The 13,310-nt window shown below is 42.5% G+C and carries 11 protein-coding genes and 3 pseudogenes; 8 read left to right on the top strand and 6 right to left on the bottom strand.

Annotated elements, in window-relative coordinates; translation table 11 throughout:
* The first annotated feature begins 172 nt into the window (after positions 1–172).
* The 3 genes from OKC30_RS15930 to OKC30_RS15920 are packed head-to-tail and all read left to right on the top strand — an operon-like array spanning position 173 to position 6,296.
* Positions 173–1,138, top strand: coding sequence for a DNA-processing protein DprA (locus tag OKC30_RS15930; RefSeq protein WP_270809685.1), 966 nt, complete (start codon positions 173–175; stop codon positions 1,136–1,138).
* Positions 1,135–5,811 (top strand): RecQ family ATP-dependent DNA helicase, encoded by a 4,677-nt coding sequence (locus tag OKC30_RS15925; protein ID WP_270809683.1) that lies wholly within the window; start codon positions 1,135–1,137, stop codon positions 5,809–5,811. The genes OKC30_RS15930 and OKC30_RS15925 overlap by 4 nt, the downstream gene beginning before the upstream one ends.
* Complete coding sequence (locus OKC30_RS15920; protein WP_270809682.1) at positions 5,808–6,296, top strand: hypothetical protein; 489 nt, start codon at positions 5,808–5,810, stop codon at positions 6,294–6,296. Before OKC30_RS15925 ends, OKC30_RS15920 begins: the two co-directional genes overlap by 4 nt.
* A gap of 122 nt (positions 6,297–6,418) precedes the next feature.
* Here the strand turns inward: OKC30_RS15920 and OKC30_RS15915 are convergent.
* Positions 6,419–6,520 (bottom strand): annotated as a pseudogene (locus tag OKC30_RS15915) (transposase); the annotation flags it as partial.
* Between the two features lie 111 nt (positions 6,521–6,631).
* Positions 6,632–6,787, bottom strand: a complete 156-nt coding sequence (locus OKC30_RS15910; RefSeq protein WP_270809687.1) for a hypothetical protein — start codon at positions 6,785–6,787, stop codon at positions 6,632–6,634.
* Between OKC30_RS15910 and OKC30_RS15905 the strand changes: the two are divergent.
* The 3 genes and pseudogenes from OKC30_RS15905 to OKC30_RS15895 all read left to right on the top strand — a co-directional run.
* A pseudogene (locus OKC30_RS15905) lies at positions 6,725–6,859 on the top strand (helix-turn-helix domain-containing protein); the annotation flags it as partial. The gene OKC30_RS15910 and the pseudogene OKC30_RS15905 sit on opposite strands and share 63 nt — an antisense overlap.
* A 105-nt stretch (positions 6,860–6,964) precedes the next feature.
* The gene (locus tag OKC30_RS15900) at positions 6,965–7,120 is read left to right on the top strand and encodes a hypothetical protein (RefSeq protein WP_442865837.1); all 156 of its coding nucleotides are present in this window, start codon (positions 6,965–6,967) and stop codon (positions 7,118–7,120) included.
* Positions 7,121–7,167: 47 nt separating this feature from the next.
* Positions 7,168–7,602, top strand: a pseudogene (locus tag OKC30_RS15895) (transposase); the annotation flags it as partial.
* Between the two features lie 32 nt (positions 7,603–7,634).
* On the opposite strand, the gene OKC30_RS15890 reads toward OKC30_RS15895, so the two are convergent.
* From OKC30_RS15890 to OKC30_RS15875, 4 genes are read right to left on the bottom strand one after another with little or no spacing between them, the layout of a single operon-like run.
* A complete protein-coding gene (locus OKC30_RS15890; RefSeq protein ID WP_123161597.1) occupies positions 7,635–7,763 on the bottom strand; it encodes an IS66 family transposase in 129 nt (42 codons plus the stop codon).
* A 10-nt stretch (positions 7,764–7,773) separates the two neighbouring features.
* A complete protein-coding gene (locus tag OKC30_RS15885) occupies positions 7,774–8,739 on the bottom strand; it encodes a hypothetical protein (protein WP_270666865.1) in 966 nt (321 codons plus the stop codon).
* A 22-nt stretch (positions 8,740–8,761) separates the two neighbouring features.
* Positions 8,762–10,597 carry a hypothetical protein gene (locus OKC30_RS15880; RefSeq protein ID WP_270666866.1) on the bottom strand — a complete coding sequence of 612 codons (1,836 nt, stop codon included), beginning with the start codon at positions 10,595–10,597 and terminating at the stop codon, positions 8,762–8,764.
* 4 nt (positions 10,598–10,601) lie between these two features.
* Positions 10,602–10,985: a hypothetical protein gene (locus tag OKC30_RS15875; RefSeq protein ID WP_200235182.1), complete on the bottom strand. Its 384-nt coding sequence runs from the start codon at positions 10,983–10,985 to the stop codon at positions 10,602–10,604.
* A 330-nt stretch (positions 10,986–11,315) separates the two neighbouring features.
* Between OKC30_RS15875 and OKC30_RS15870 the strand changes: the two genes are divergently transcribed.
* Entirely contained in the window at positions 11,316–12,296 is a 981-nt protein-coding gene (locus OKC30_RS15870; RefSeq protein WP_270809681.1) for an IS5-like element IS5 family transposase, read from the top strand.
* 649 nt (positions 12,297–12,945) lie between these two features.
* A partial coding sequence (locus tag OKC30_RS21540) for a transposase family protein (protein ID WP_442865836.1) occupies positions 12,946–13,310 on the top strand: 365 nt, incomplete at its 3' end.

Raw genomic sequence — 13,310 nt, 5'->3', positions numbered from 1 at the left:
TGGCGATAAAATTAGATCACAAACGAAGCCTTTTTTATATCTATTTCAATTGGTTGGCGCTAAAGATCCTGTACATGATCTACTTATAGAGATTGACTTTATTGTGTTTTCGGTCGAATACAAGTAAATTTGTGGTTAATGGACTAGAATTTGTTGTGTTTTTGGAGTGGATGTGAACATTGTAGATGCTCTTGTTGTCAAGAGGTTAATGAACGTTGGTGATGAAACTGTTCTGTCCATCTTAAAGTTTTCAGCGTATAGCGGAGTGGCAACACTCGAAGAACTGGCACACCACTCCTCCAATCTAAAAATATCAAACGGTAAATCTCGAGCAACTCTCGAAAGCTTCTTAGATACTGCGAACTTCCAAGCTCTTAGGGTCGAAGTACAAGCTGAGATTGATTCGTTCAAAAATAAAGGTGTTGAGATTGTTCTCTTCGGTACGAAAACCTATCCAATTGCGTTATACGGTCTCCCGAAACCTCCTCCTTTTCTATACTGCAAAGGCAATCTGAACCTCTTAGATAATAGGCTTTCATTAGCGGTTGTAGGCACTCGTGAAAACACCCCCAAGGGGGAAACCATAACGATTAAAACTATTCAAAAGTTTGCGACTTATGGCTTCACGATAGTCAGTGGACTTGCACTGGGTATCGATACAATTGCTCATCGCGCGGCATTAGACGCCAAAACACCAACGATTTCTGTTCTTGTCGATGTGGAGTCTATTTCTCCCGCAAGTAATCGGAAACTCGCTAAGGAAATATTGGACGAGGGCGGACTTCTAGTTGCAGAGAATGCACCAGGAACCAAAGCAATACCTGCGTTCTTTGCTAAGCGAGACAGGATACAAGCAGGTTTATCTACTGCCGTCTTTGCTATTGAAACTTCGATAGATGGTGGGACGATGCACGCAGTCAAATCTGCTATCTCTATGATGCGTCCTGTCTTCGTTCCTGACGCACATAAAGCTAAGTATCCAGATCTTACTATCAAGGCAATTTCAGGAACTCAACAGCTAGTTAACGAAGGGAGAGCGATACCCTACACGAGCGAATCTTATGAAGATATTCGTCTTCAATTAGAAGATATCGCGAGTTCATTTGGGTCGTTGAAAGCAAAAGGTGGCCTGCTGTGATAAGGGTCATCATCCTCGATCTTGATGACACGCTTATTGATACATCAAGCCTCGAACCACTTCGGTCAGCTGGCCGATGGAGAGACATACCCAGGTACTTTAATGGTTGTGTCATCTATCAGGACGTTGTCGGCCTTGTTACAACGGCTCGGTCGGTTGGAATCAAGGTTGCTATCTTCTCGAATGCGCCTTCGAACTACGTTCAGGGGCTACTCAAACACTTCAGTATCACTGTTGACTATGTAGTAGCCTACCATGATGTAACGCAGCATAAGCCGAGCCCTGAGGGCGTTACTCGTATTCTCGAGTACTTCGGTGTTAGCGCCGACGAGTCAATTTATTTAGGAGATAGTAACCTAGATCGAGGCGCTGCTTCCAATGCAGGAGTTGAGTTTTTCTCCGTAGATTGGGGTTCTGCCTCGGAGATCGATTCGTCACATAAGGGAATAAGCGGTCTCTCCGAGCTTATTGGAAAAAACTCGACGCGGAGCTCCGCAAGAACTGGACGTTCTGAGTTAATACAATCTGGGAATAAACTTCATCTGGGATTCTATTTAGATGGTATCAAACAGGAAGTTTGGTCTTTCAAAGATAACAAGAATACTTCTGTTCGCCGCTGGGTTAACAAGACTGTTGAGCTAGCTCCTTCATTCCCAGCCATAGATATAGTTGTTCGAGCGTTAGGTCACGCTGAGCTTAGGGCTGAAGATGGCGATAAAGCATTAGATACCTTGGGCAAATCGCTGGCTGTTGCTTTAGGGGCTTCTTACCAACCTAAGATATTAGAGAAAGATCACGTATTAGATAAATCGACTAATTGCACTGCAGCACAAAGACTCCACCAGGTCAGAGGTGCCTATAAAGCCGATTTTGATTCAATAGAAGCTAATTCAAATCCGACATTTCTGATCGTTGACGACGTATTAACTTCGGGGGCTACAACTGATGAGATAACACGCTGTCTATCTCAAGCTTTTCCGAATTCAAGTATTTACATTTTTACGTTGGTTAAAACTCTCTATAGATTGGAACTAGGCACTGACAGCCAAGAACAACAACACAATAACCAACTGTTTTCAGATTTGTACAACCCAATCATCGACTCGCTGGCGGACGAAAGTGAACTATCTAGACATGTCAGGTCGAAGTCTAGTAGCAGGCTTGTAAGCAAGAAGTTTTCTGCTAACTACGCGAGAACCAACCATAACTTCATTTTCCACAATCTTCTCCAGTATTCTATCTCGTCTGAAGCGGCGTCTGGACAGCTATTTGCAGCAATTCAAGTTCTTAAGAATATGCTTCAGAGAGGGAAGCCAACAATAGCCTCGCGGAAACTGAGGAAGGCATTTGGCATTGAACTGGAGAAGAGCGGTCTTAATACATCAGCTCAGGCTCTTGTGTCAGATAAGCCAGTTTTTTGGAATAGATTGATTCGAGGCAACAAGCATTCTGGGTACTACCCAGCGAAAAGGTTTTTTGATGAGCTGATTCCAAAGTATTTCGGTGAGTACATTTTTGTAAAACAACTAATGCTCCCTGAAGTTCAGATTTACGATATGACTCAGGTCTACGTTGAACAATTCCAGAACCAACAGGTAGATTTTTACATTCCTCAAGTTGGTTTAATTATTGAGATAGATGGTCAACAGCACCAAAATTCTCAGCATTTAGATGAGATGAGGGATGCGTTTACTGAAACCTTGGGACTGAAGACAGTTCGTTTCACTGTTCAAGAAGTGGCATCTGAGAATCAGTCATTTATCAGTAAGATAAATTCGATTATTTCTCAAATTCAGATCGTTGATAGTCTAGAGCGAAATGGTGTCCTAACGCCTCCTAATGGTATTTCTTTATTGAATTACCAAGAGGCTTATGAAAATGGAGTCGATGTTACTGACTCGCGATTGAGGCTGACCTCGGCGTTGCGTTTCCAGATACTGTTATTAGAGCTTCTTGAACGAGGTCAGATCAGACTAGGGGAGTTGAAAAAACTATTCATAGTCAATCGTGATGGAACTGATTTTGCTGAAGCGGCACTGGACGACCTGAACGATTTGTTATCGAATCTCTTTCGTCTCATCGGTATTGAAGAAAGGCGAATTGAAGTTGCACTGTTCGAATCAGATGAGCTTCCGAACGAACGGTCTGGTGAAAATATATTCATCGACTTCAGCTTACTGGAGCGTTATGACGATTCCTTTCAAGTTAACCAAGACGTCATATATTCACGTACGGATTACTTCGATTTCTATCGAAACTTCGAAGATTCTGATGCTGTTTCAATAGAAACCAGTCAATTGATTGACTATGACTTTTTCGAGCTTTCATGTAGTAACCCCATTACCTACAAGCTAGATCTTAGCCCAGGCAGCGAGCAGCGAGAGTCGCTGAGATACTTCCTCAGCAACCTGTTTCTACCATACCTAGAGGATGTAGATTTCAGGGAAGGGCAGGTTGGTATCATAGGATCTGCACTTTCGAAAAACGGCACAATAGGATTGCTGCCTACAGGTTCGGGTAAGTCGATTTGTTACCAGCTGTCTGCGGTCCTGCAACCAGCCGTTAGCTTTGTCGTGTGCCCGATAAAAAGTTTGATGTATGACCAGAAAGCAGATTTGGATAGCATCGGCTTCACTCGAAGCAATTTTATTACAAGTGATTTGAAGGCAGGAGAGAAGGCCAAAGTTCAGAGAGATTTCGGACGTGGTAAGTACTTCTTCGTTTTCATATCGCCTGAGCGATTCCAAACCCATGCGTTTAGAAAAGAGATGCTGGCTATCGGACTAGATCTCTCATTTGCCTACGCGGTGATCGATGAAGCTCACTGTTTGTCTGAGTGGGGACATGATTTCAGGACTTCTTATCTGAACCTGGCAAATACAATCGAACGGTTTGCTCCTAGTGCAAGTTATATAGGCCTAACGGCAACAGCATCAGTTAACGTCTTAAAGGATATTCAAACAGAGTTTGATATCCCCGATGATTTTGTCCGTACCCCAATGGACTTCACTCGCGAGGAACTCTCATTCCACGTTATCGACGATAAAGGCCTTAAAGGTGATGCAGTCGTCAAGCTTGTTTCTGAAATGGAGGGTAAATGGAATTCCGATCGGGAAGACGGCAATAAGGCGGGGATCATATTCACACCTACCGTCAACGGAGCTAAGGGTTGTCATAGCTTAGCGGGCCGAATTTCAACACTCTTGAAGATGGATGTTAGATATTTTTCGGGGTCGGCTCCGAAAATGGGTGGATTGCAGGGAGAGGCTTTCGATAGGTATAAGCGCCAAGTTCAAGACGAATTTAAAGAAAATAAATACCGCCTACTTACTGCCACTAAGGCATTCGGAATGGGCGTGAATAAGGGGAATATTGCCTATACGATTCACTTCGGAATACCTGGGTCGATGGAGGCCTTGTATCAGGAAGCAGGCAGGGCCGGGCGAGATAAAAAACTATTCAAGGAAGTACCCGCAGATTGCTATGTGCTTCTCACAAAAGAGCCCAATTCAGCTATTCTCGACAAGATTTGGGACGCTAGCACGAACGTCAAAGATCTGAAGGAGTACGTGAAGTCATTGAGTCGCGATAGTGACCTGAACACAAATCTATTCCTGATGACAAACGGCTTGGACACAATCAATGATGAGTTCAAGTTGATGGCAAATGTATACGAATTCTTTAAGTACAATCAGGAACACAACACCGTGACCATTACTGCCAGGCAGTTTGGTACGGAAAAGTTTAAATTGGAAAAGGCTATCTACCGTCTTTCTCAATTAGGTATTGTCTCTGACTGGGTAATCGTAGACTTTTTTAATGGAACGCTCTATGTCGAGTTCCAGTGCCTATCGGAAGAAGGCCTGGAAAAGAAAATTGAGCATACCGTCAGAAAGTATGATCCTGAGTTTAAGCTCGCTGATGTGTTCAGTAGTGATAACCAGTACTACAAAATTCTCTGCGACAAGCTGAGAAAAGGGTCTATCGATAAATCGCAATTTATCTTTCTTGTTCTTTTACTTTGGTCCTATGACCATTTTGTCTACAACCGCCGCCAGTCACAGAAGAACGTTTATGAACACTGTAGTTTATTTGCTGAAGGCAGGATGGATGGCAAAGAATTTAAGGAGAAGTTAGAGGGTTATTTCAGACACGACAAGTCGAGCCAACTTTTGCTCTATATGGCTGAGAATTCTGCATCGGCGAAGTTATGGCCATCAGTTTTTTTTGAAACTGATGAAGAAGAGGGCACGGAACATCTAGTAGGCAGCGAGAAGATGACGATCCTACGAGGTCAGATTTCTCGATTCCTAGAGTCATACAAAGATAATGCATTCTTGAACTACTTGAGTGGTGTGCTGCGACTAGCTTCCGATGAGTTTGATGATGCAGATGGAGAGCGAAGAATGGCATCGTCATTTGATCGGTTGATCAGTGATAATAGGGATGAAGCACTAGAGCTGGTCCGAAAAACTATGCAGCTAAAGCCAATGTTCTCTGAAAATGCGCGAAGCCGCTTTGCTCGTTTGGTACATGAGAAATTTGAAGATTTGGATTTTCTTGAGGAGGTAAATGAAGAGCTAGGAGATCCTTTCTCCTATCACACTTTGTTAGCTCCACTAGCAATTAGACTTGAAAAACTTACCAGCCTATACAAGGGGATTAATTGGTGAATGACATACAGAAACTACACCGGGTAATCGATTCACTCGAAGAGCAATCGACGCAAGTGGCAGAGTTTAATGGCCTGTTGAGCGCCGTCAACGATGCAAGAACTGAGATAGAGGCAGCGAAATCAACGCTCGCAAGTCTAGCTTATGAACAGGCTGAATTGGTTACGAAGAACTCGAATAAATTTGAAGAGTTTGACGGTCGCCTTACGTCACTGAATGATCTTCTAGGCCAGATCAAAGATGAACAGTTGAAACTAAGGCGTGAGGTTGCAGCCTTGAAGTTTGTAACACCTGATCAGTTTGAACAAGGCTGCACAGCAATTGATAGCCGCATTGCTAAACAATTAGCGGAATTGAAAAGCAAGTTAGAGGCGGCGGTGGAGTCTCAGCAAAGATCGATAAGCGGGCTACGAACCATAGTTGTTTTAGATATCTTGGTGTTGGCTGGAGGTGTCGGATTCTTGGCTATGAATATGGTTCTTTAATTTTTAGATTGTCATTCAGTTTTTAATTGTAATCAATAAGTTGGAATACAGAATCGAGCCAAGCTTTGAACTTTGCTAAGATAGGCAATACTTTTTCTTGTCGAAGTTGGTAGCGTTCATCTGCAGTTTGGGCACTGGAATCCTTGTGGCCAGCGAATGTCAAAAAGTCGCTGCTGACACTGCGCTTCATCGCTATAACGCTGAATAAAGCTATGAATAATCATGCTTTTTTGAAATTGAACCTTGCTTGTTTCTGGCCATGATTTAACCCTCCAGAACAGAACCGCGAATTCAGATAATAACTGCAACACCCATGGTGCATAGGGGAGAAGAGGTCAACTGCCGGTTCTGGTACGCTTCTTCTCGCCAAAGAAACAAAGCGGAACACCATGAGATACCAGCAGTTGACCGAAGGGCAACGATACCAGATCGCATGCCTGCGTGACCATGGCCTGAGCCAGGCCATGATTGCCAAAAATGTGGGCGTTCATCCGTCCACCATCAGTCGCGAGCTACGCCGCAACCAGAGTGCGCAAGGTTATCAGCCAGCGCAGGCACACCAGAGGTAACCGTTCACCCGCAGGGTCTTGACAGGCAAAATGAGACGATCGTCTCTTGATCCGCTTTTGCCGCTTGCTTGATCCCGCCCATGAGGCACGCTTGTCGGCATGAGCAAAAACAACACGACTCCGACGGTTCCATCTCTCACCCTTGAACAGGCCAATGAGCTGATTTACAAGCTTCTTGACCGCATTGCCGAGCTGGAGGATCGTCTCAATAAAAACAGCGGCAACTACCCCGGTGTCAGACTAGTTGTCGCCTAACCTGAATCATCAACAAGTGAAGACTGGGGGCGGATGAAGAGTGTCGAATGGCTCGTTATTCAAGTGAACGGAAGGCCGCCTTGCTCAAGAAGCTACTGCCGCCCATCAACATGTCCGTTGCCGAGTTGGCGCGGCAGGAAAACATCAGCGAGGTCACTCTGTATAATTGGCGCAAACAAGCCAAACAGGGAGGCGCTCCGGTGCCGGGTGACCACAAACTGACTGATGAATGGCCGCCAGAGGCCAAGTTCGCCACCGTGCTGGAAACGGCGGCCCTTTCTGAGATTGAGCTCAGCGAGTATTGCCGTCGCAAAGGGCTCTACCCTGAGCAAGTCCAGCAGTGGCGGCAAGCCTGCATCATGGGCCAGCAATCGTCACGCGCTCTACAGCAGGCCGAAAAAGCGCAGGCCAAGGCGGACAAGAAACGCATTCGGCAATTGGAGCAGGAGCTGCGGCGCAAGGACAAGGCCCTGGCCGAGGCGGTGAATCATGGTGGTGATCAGGTAACTTTTTGCTATATTCGCTCGGCCTTTAACGCGCTTTTCTGATTTAACGCATCTTCATATTTACGTCTAGCATGTGCCCAGCAACCAACAGGGAATATCCCGTCAATATTGTCGTAAGCACTGTAACCATCACACAATCAGAATTTTTCAAAATCCACGAAATTCAAGCGATACCTCATCCATAGTTTTTATGTTTAAACTGCTATAAATGCACAGGTTCACATACAACAAGTCATCATTATCGATTTGATTTATTTCGTCGAGTATTGATTCATGTCTCCAGCCAAATATTGGTATTTGATGTCGTTGTTTCCAATTTTTTATATATTTAGCTCCGATTTTAGGTGACATGCGATCATGATCAAATAAATTAACTTCATCGAATGCGGTGTTCTGTTTTTGTCTTATCCGAGTTAACTCTTGCATACTCAAGTCTAGTTCGTTAATGTAACTGAAGTGGAACCTTGTTGAAGATAAAATGGTACGCATTAACTTAGAAGGTATACTAGGAACAGAAGTATCACCCTTTATGGTTGAACAAAGCTCATGGATGAATCTTTGAAATCTTTCTGTTTTTTGATAGGGGGTTAATAACCTGTTGTTGGTATTAATAGTATCTACAAAAAAATCGAGTTTACTAAGTATCTGAGGGGTTAACGTTTGGTTACAGTGCCGCTGTAAAAAGAATCCCGTTATTACTTTAAGAAAGTTTCTTTTCATGGCTAATTCAACGAATTCAATGTTGATATTTTCTTTTTTGGCATACTCTAATAAGGAGCTTCGATAAAATTTGTTGACTCTTTTTAAGTAGACAACCTTTCGAACATCTTTGCCTTTTGGAATAGAATGTAATTCATTAGAAGACTCAGAAAGCGCCATCAATTTATTCGATAAGCAAAAATTTACGTAAACGTCTTTGTAACGTTGATTAATATCAAAATAGGAATTTAGTTTTGATTTGATTTCTCTTTCAATCGAGTAAGACATGTTACTGACGTGACTGGATAGGATCTGTAACGCCAAATCATAAATATCTCTTTTGTCTAAATTAATATAACTCGAAGCAAAGATTCTCTTAAATTTATTATCAAATGTTGATACATAATAGCTCATCGCACTGTCCTACTTTCACATTTTAATTGTTAATTGTTAATTGTTGAATGTTTGAAGCCATTTCATTTAGTAAAGAAAATTTGTGCCTGTAATTTGTTATCTTTTCTTTATTTACTGAATTACTCGCAATCGGAGCTGATTTTATTTCAGAGTAATCAAATCTTTTATATAAGGTCTGATCAGGGTTATTACTAACAACTAACTTCTTTTTAAAACTGAAAGTCTTTTCTATAGCGATTGGGAGATAAGATATGTATCTATAACCCTGTATGGAATCAACCTTTTTAAGTACCCTTCTTCTATTATAGATTTTATTATCAAAAGAGTTATTGAATAAGGTATTACTGTATTTAGTTACTTCAAAGTTTTCCTTGCCTAACCAATATCTGCCTAAGTCAAACCAGTAACCAAACGTTGCTTGCGTTTCTATTTTCAACTTACCTAACTCATCAGAGCATTCTTCATTAAGAAAAGATCTGACTTCATTGACCATATCACGATTTAGCGAAAAATGAATTGAATCGACATTGGCATAGCATATTTCTACGGTATTAATCTTTAACAATTTTTCCATTAATTTCATCATCATGATCCTAGAGTTAGAAAGCATTTTGGAATGAAAAGAATAAATCGAGTCCCTGTTGTTATAATTGATAACCTTAGACCTTAACTTATTGATATTAGTGCCCGAAGTTACTAGTCTATTGCTGATTTTTGCTAATTCTAATTTTTGAAATACATCGAACGAATCGTCAAATCGGCATTTAAAATGTTGTTCGAAAAAGTTGATGATATCATTTGGCTGCTCCGAGTTAACTTTTATATACCTTTTGGCATTGGTAACGCTAGTGGCAATGACGATAGATTGCTTGGCTAAAGAGTTTTTTAAACAACCTATTCGTGAAGATTTTCTATCGTTATACAACGTTTGAACCGTTTTAGATAATGGATGTAAGATTTCTCTGGAAGAAACGATCCCGCTATAAACGCGATATCCTTCAAAAAATGACGTATAATAAATGATCTCATCTCTTGGTAAAAAGACCTCGATATTATCTCCTACTTCGAGGTTAAAATGAAAAGATTGATTTGATTTTGAAAACTTTAAAGGGTGATGCTTTAAGAAAATTGAATTCTTAGCTCCAATTAATAGTACCCTATAAACTCCATCAGGTGACAACTCATTTAATTCATAACTATCTTTAAACGATTTTAATTTAAGCTTTCTGGGATCAGGGAACGAGCCTTGAATACACTTTGCAAACATGGAGTTATAATCGACACTGAAGATCACTCTATCTTTTTGTTTTTCAGTCAACTTAAACACTTCTTGGTAAGGGGGCAGACAAGCAAAATATAGTGTTGAATCAAGCTCACTTTTGTATCTAATAGCTCTTTCTATAGCATACCGATATTTTGTTGATAACGATTTATTTAATGACCCGCCTTTAATACATAAATTCCTTACATCGTTAAGTCTTTTCACTAATTCATTCAAATTACGCTCTAAATTGCTAATATATTTTAAATCTGAAAATATGGGATAGAGTTCTTCTAGCACATACATCCTTTGATTATAAATTAACAAGTCTTCTAATATTTTGCTTTTTTCCTTTGTAGTCAAAACGATTAGGTTCTGAACGTTTTCTGATTTTACTTTATGAAAAAATTCATGAATTTCAAAATATTTTTGATTATAGAGTACGGTGTGACCATTAGTGGATATCGGAGTGTAATCAACCTGATTTAATTTGTTCGGGTTAACTGAGCCAAGGCGTATTCGTTTGTTTGAATTTGTTACTTCATTTAAAAATGAAAAATTATCGTCATGCCTTGAAATGGCAATTTTTCGATTCATGGAATTACCAGCTATTCTTGTTTAATTCTTTTGTATATGCAACGTTAAGCTTTTTAATGTCAATATCAAAATTATCGTCTTTTATAGGAGAGCTGCTCTCTTTAGCCACTATATTTCTTCTTGATGTGGGTGTTAAATAATCTTTTCTTGTAGGGGAGGTGTTTTTATTTGATTCGGTATTTTTACTATTAATGTCAGTATTACTTTTCACTGATTCAACTATAGTAACGCCGAGCAATAATTCAAAAAATGTTAAAATTGCCCAAGGGCCAAAGGCAAAAGCCCATAAAATAGTGGTTATAATAATTGCTGGGTATAATATCTTTTCACTTAATAGAAGTTTGAAAATCACTCCTAAAACTATGAACACTACAGCATAGAAAAGCATTTTTACTCCCTGTTAAAATGAATAAGCAGAATATTTGTGGTAATTCCATCAAACAATATGTGCACACAAAAGTGGTCGAGGGGATACGTCCCCTCTTAGCAAGACTAAAGTCACAATTTATGTGTAAAGTTCGGAACGAACACTATACGGTAGAGAGGTTTCTACTAATGCATTAATGCATTAATGCATTAATAACACTCTATGCAAGAATAAAATTCAAGTCAACATTATTTGTTCGCTCGCAACTGAAGGACACATCAAGGGAAGGTGCGAACAAGTCCCTGATATGAGATCATGTTTGTCATCTGGAGCCATGAAACAGGGTTCATCATGAGTCATCAGCTCACCTTCGCCGACAGTGAATTCAGCAGTAAGCGCCGTCAGACCAGAAAAGAGATTTTCTTGTCCCGCATGGAGCAGATTCTGCCATGGCAAAACATGGTGGAAGTCATCGAGCCGTTTTATCCCAAGGCTGGGAATGGTCGTCGGCCCTATCCGCTGGAAACCATGCTACGCATTCACTGCATGCAGCATTGGTACAACCTGAGCGATGGCGCGATGGAAGATGCTCTGTACGAAATCGCCTCCATGCGTCTGTTTGCCCGGTTATCCCTGGATAGCGCCTTGCCGGACCGCACCACCATCATGAATTTCCGCCACCTGCTGGAGCAGCATCAACTGGCCCGCCAATTGTTCAAGACCATCAATCGCTGGCTGGCCGAAGCAGGCGTCATGATGACCCAAGGCACCTTGGTCGATGCCACCATCATTGAGGCACCCAGCTCGACCAAGAACAAAGAGCAGCAACGCGATCCGGAGATGCATCAGACCAAGAAAGGCAATCAGTGGCACTTTGGCATGAAGGCCCACATTGGTGTCGATGCCAAGAGTGGCCTGACCCACAGCCTAGTCACCACCGCGGCCAACGAGCATGACCTCAATCAGCTGGGTAATCTGCTGCACGGTAAGGAGCAATTTGTCTCAGCCGATGCCGGCTACCAAGGAGCGCCACAGCGCGAGGAGCTGGCCGAGGTGGATGTGGACTGGCTGATCGCCGAGCGTCCTGGCAAGGTAAAAACCTTGAAGCAGCATCCGCGCAAGAACAAAACGGCCATCACCATCGAATACATGAAAGCCAGCATCCGTGCCAAGGTGGAGCACCCGTTTCGCATCATCAAGCGACAGTTCGGCTTCGTGAAAGCCAGATACAAGGGGTTGCTGAAAAACGATAACCAACTGGCGATGTTATTCACCCTGGCCAACCTGTTTCGGGTGGACCAAATGATACGTCAGTGGGAGAGATCGCACTAAAAACTGGGAATAACGCCTGAAATGGCGAAGAAACAGTCTAAATAGGCTGATTCAAGGCATTTACGGGAGAAAAAACGGCTCAAACAGGAAAAAATGAAATGACTGAGTCAGCCGAGAAGAATTTCCCCGCTTATTCGCACCTTCCCTATGACGATGTCGTCGTTTTTTCCCCATCGAATCGATCTCTTTGAACCACGTCAAAGGCATGATATCAGGTCTGGCGCTCTCCTTAATTAATTGATATTTCGGTATTTTTACTGGATAGCTTGCGGTTTTTCTCTGCGTTGCATTTAATCCGTTATAACCACCCTCGCTCCACCATGGATACACGGCCTAGTAGCTATGCTTTGATGGATTCAGGGGATTTTGTAAATCGCCAAACAGAAGTACCGCATGGATACCGCTAAAAGCATCCTGCAGGCGTAGGGCCTGCTGACTCTTCTCGTTCGCTTGATGTTATGGGGTAGGGGCCATCAAGCTGCACTGCAACACTTCATTGTGCCTAGTGAATTGGGCACGGGATTAAATTTGTTGGGCACGAGATAAAGAATGGTTCTTCGCGGAAGCGTGGGGAAAGGTAAGTTGACAGACAGGGATCGGGTACACTGGTAGTCGCCAAACCAACCGGTTCCTTCACCCTGCTGTCGCTATGCATCATATTGATTTTGCCTCGTTCTGGCCAGGCTACGACGTTTCTATCTATAGCCGCTGTGCCACTCAAATTACTTTCGCTCTTGAACCTAGTGCTAACCACCTGCCTCTTTGTGGCAAGTGCCATCAGCCCTGTCCATTGGTCCACGATCGCCGCACCCGCCTTGTCCGTGACCGAGACCTGTTTGAACTGCGTGTTCGCCTGCAAGTCTCCATCCGTCGCGTTGACTGCCTGCACTGTGGTTGTCAGATCTTGAGGTATCTGGTCCCCGGGAAGGGGTATTTGATCCGACATTCCGCACCTGATTTAGGAATAAATTTGCCGATAGCGCTCACCCAATACCTCCAAAATGATCTGCTGGT

The sequence above is a fragment of the Aeromonas sp. QDB18 genome, from assembly GCF_027705325.1.
In the GTDB taxonomy this organism is placed as follows: Bacteria; Pseudomonadota; Gammaproteobacteria; order Enterobacterales; family Aeromonadaceae; genus Aeromonas; species Aeromonas caviae.
This window is presented reverse-complemented; position numbering and strand designations above follow the sequence as displayed.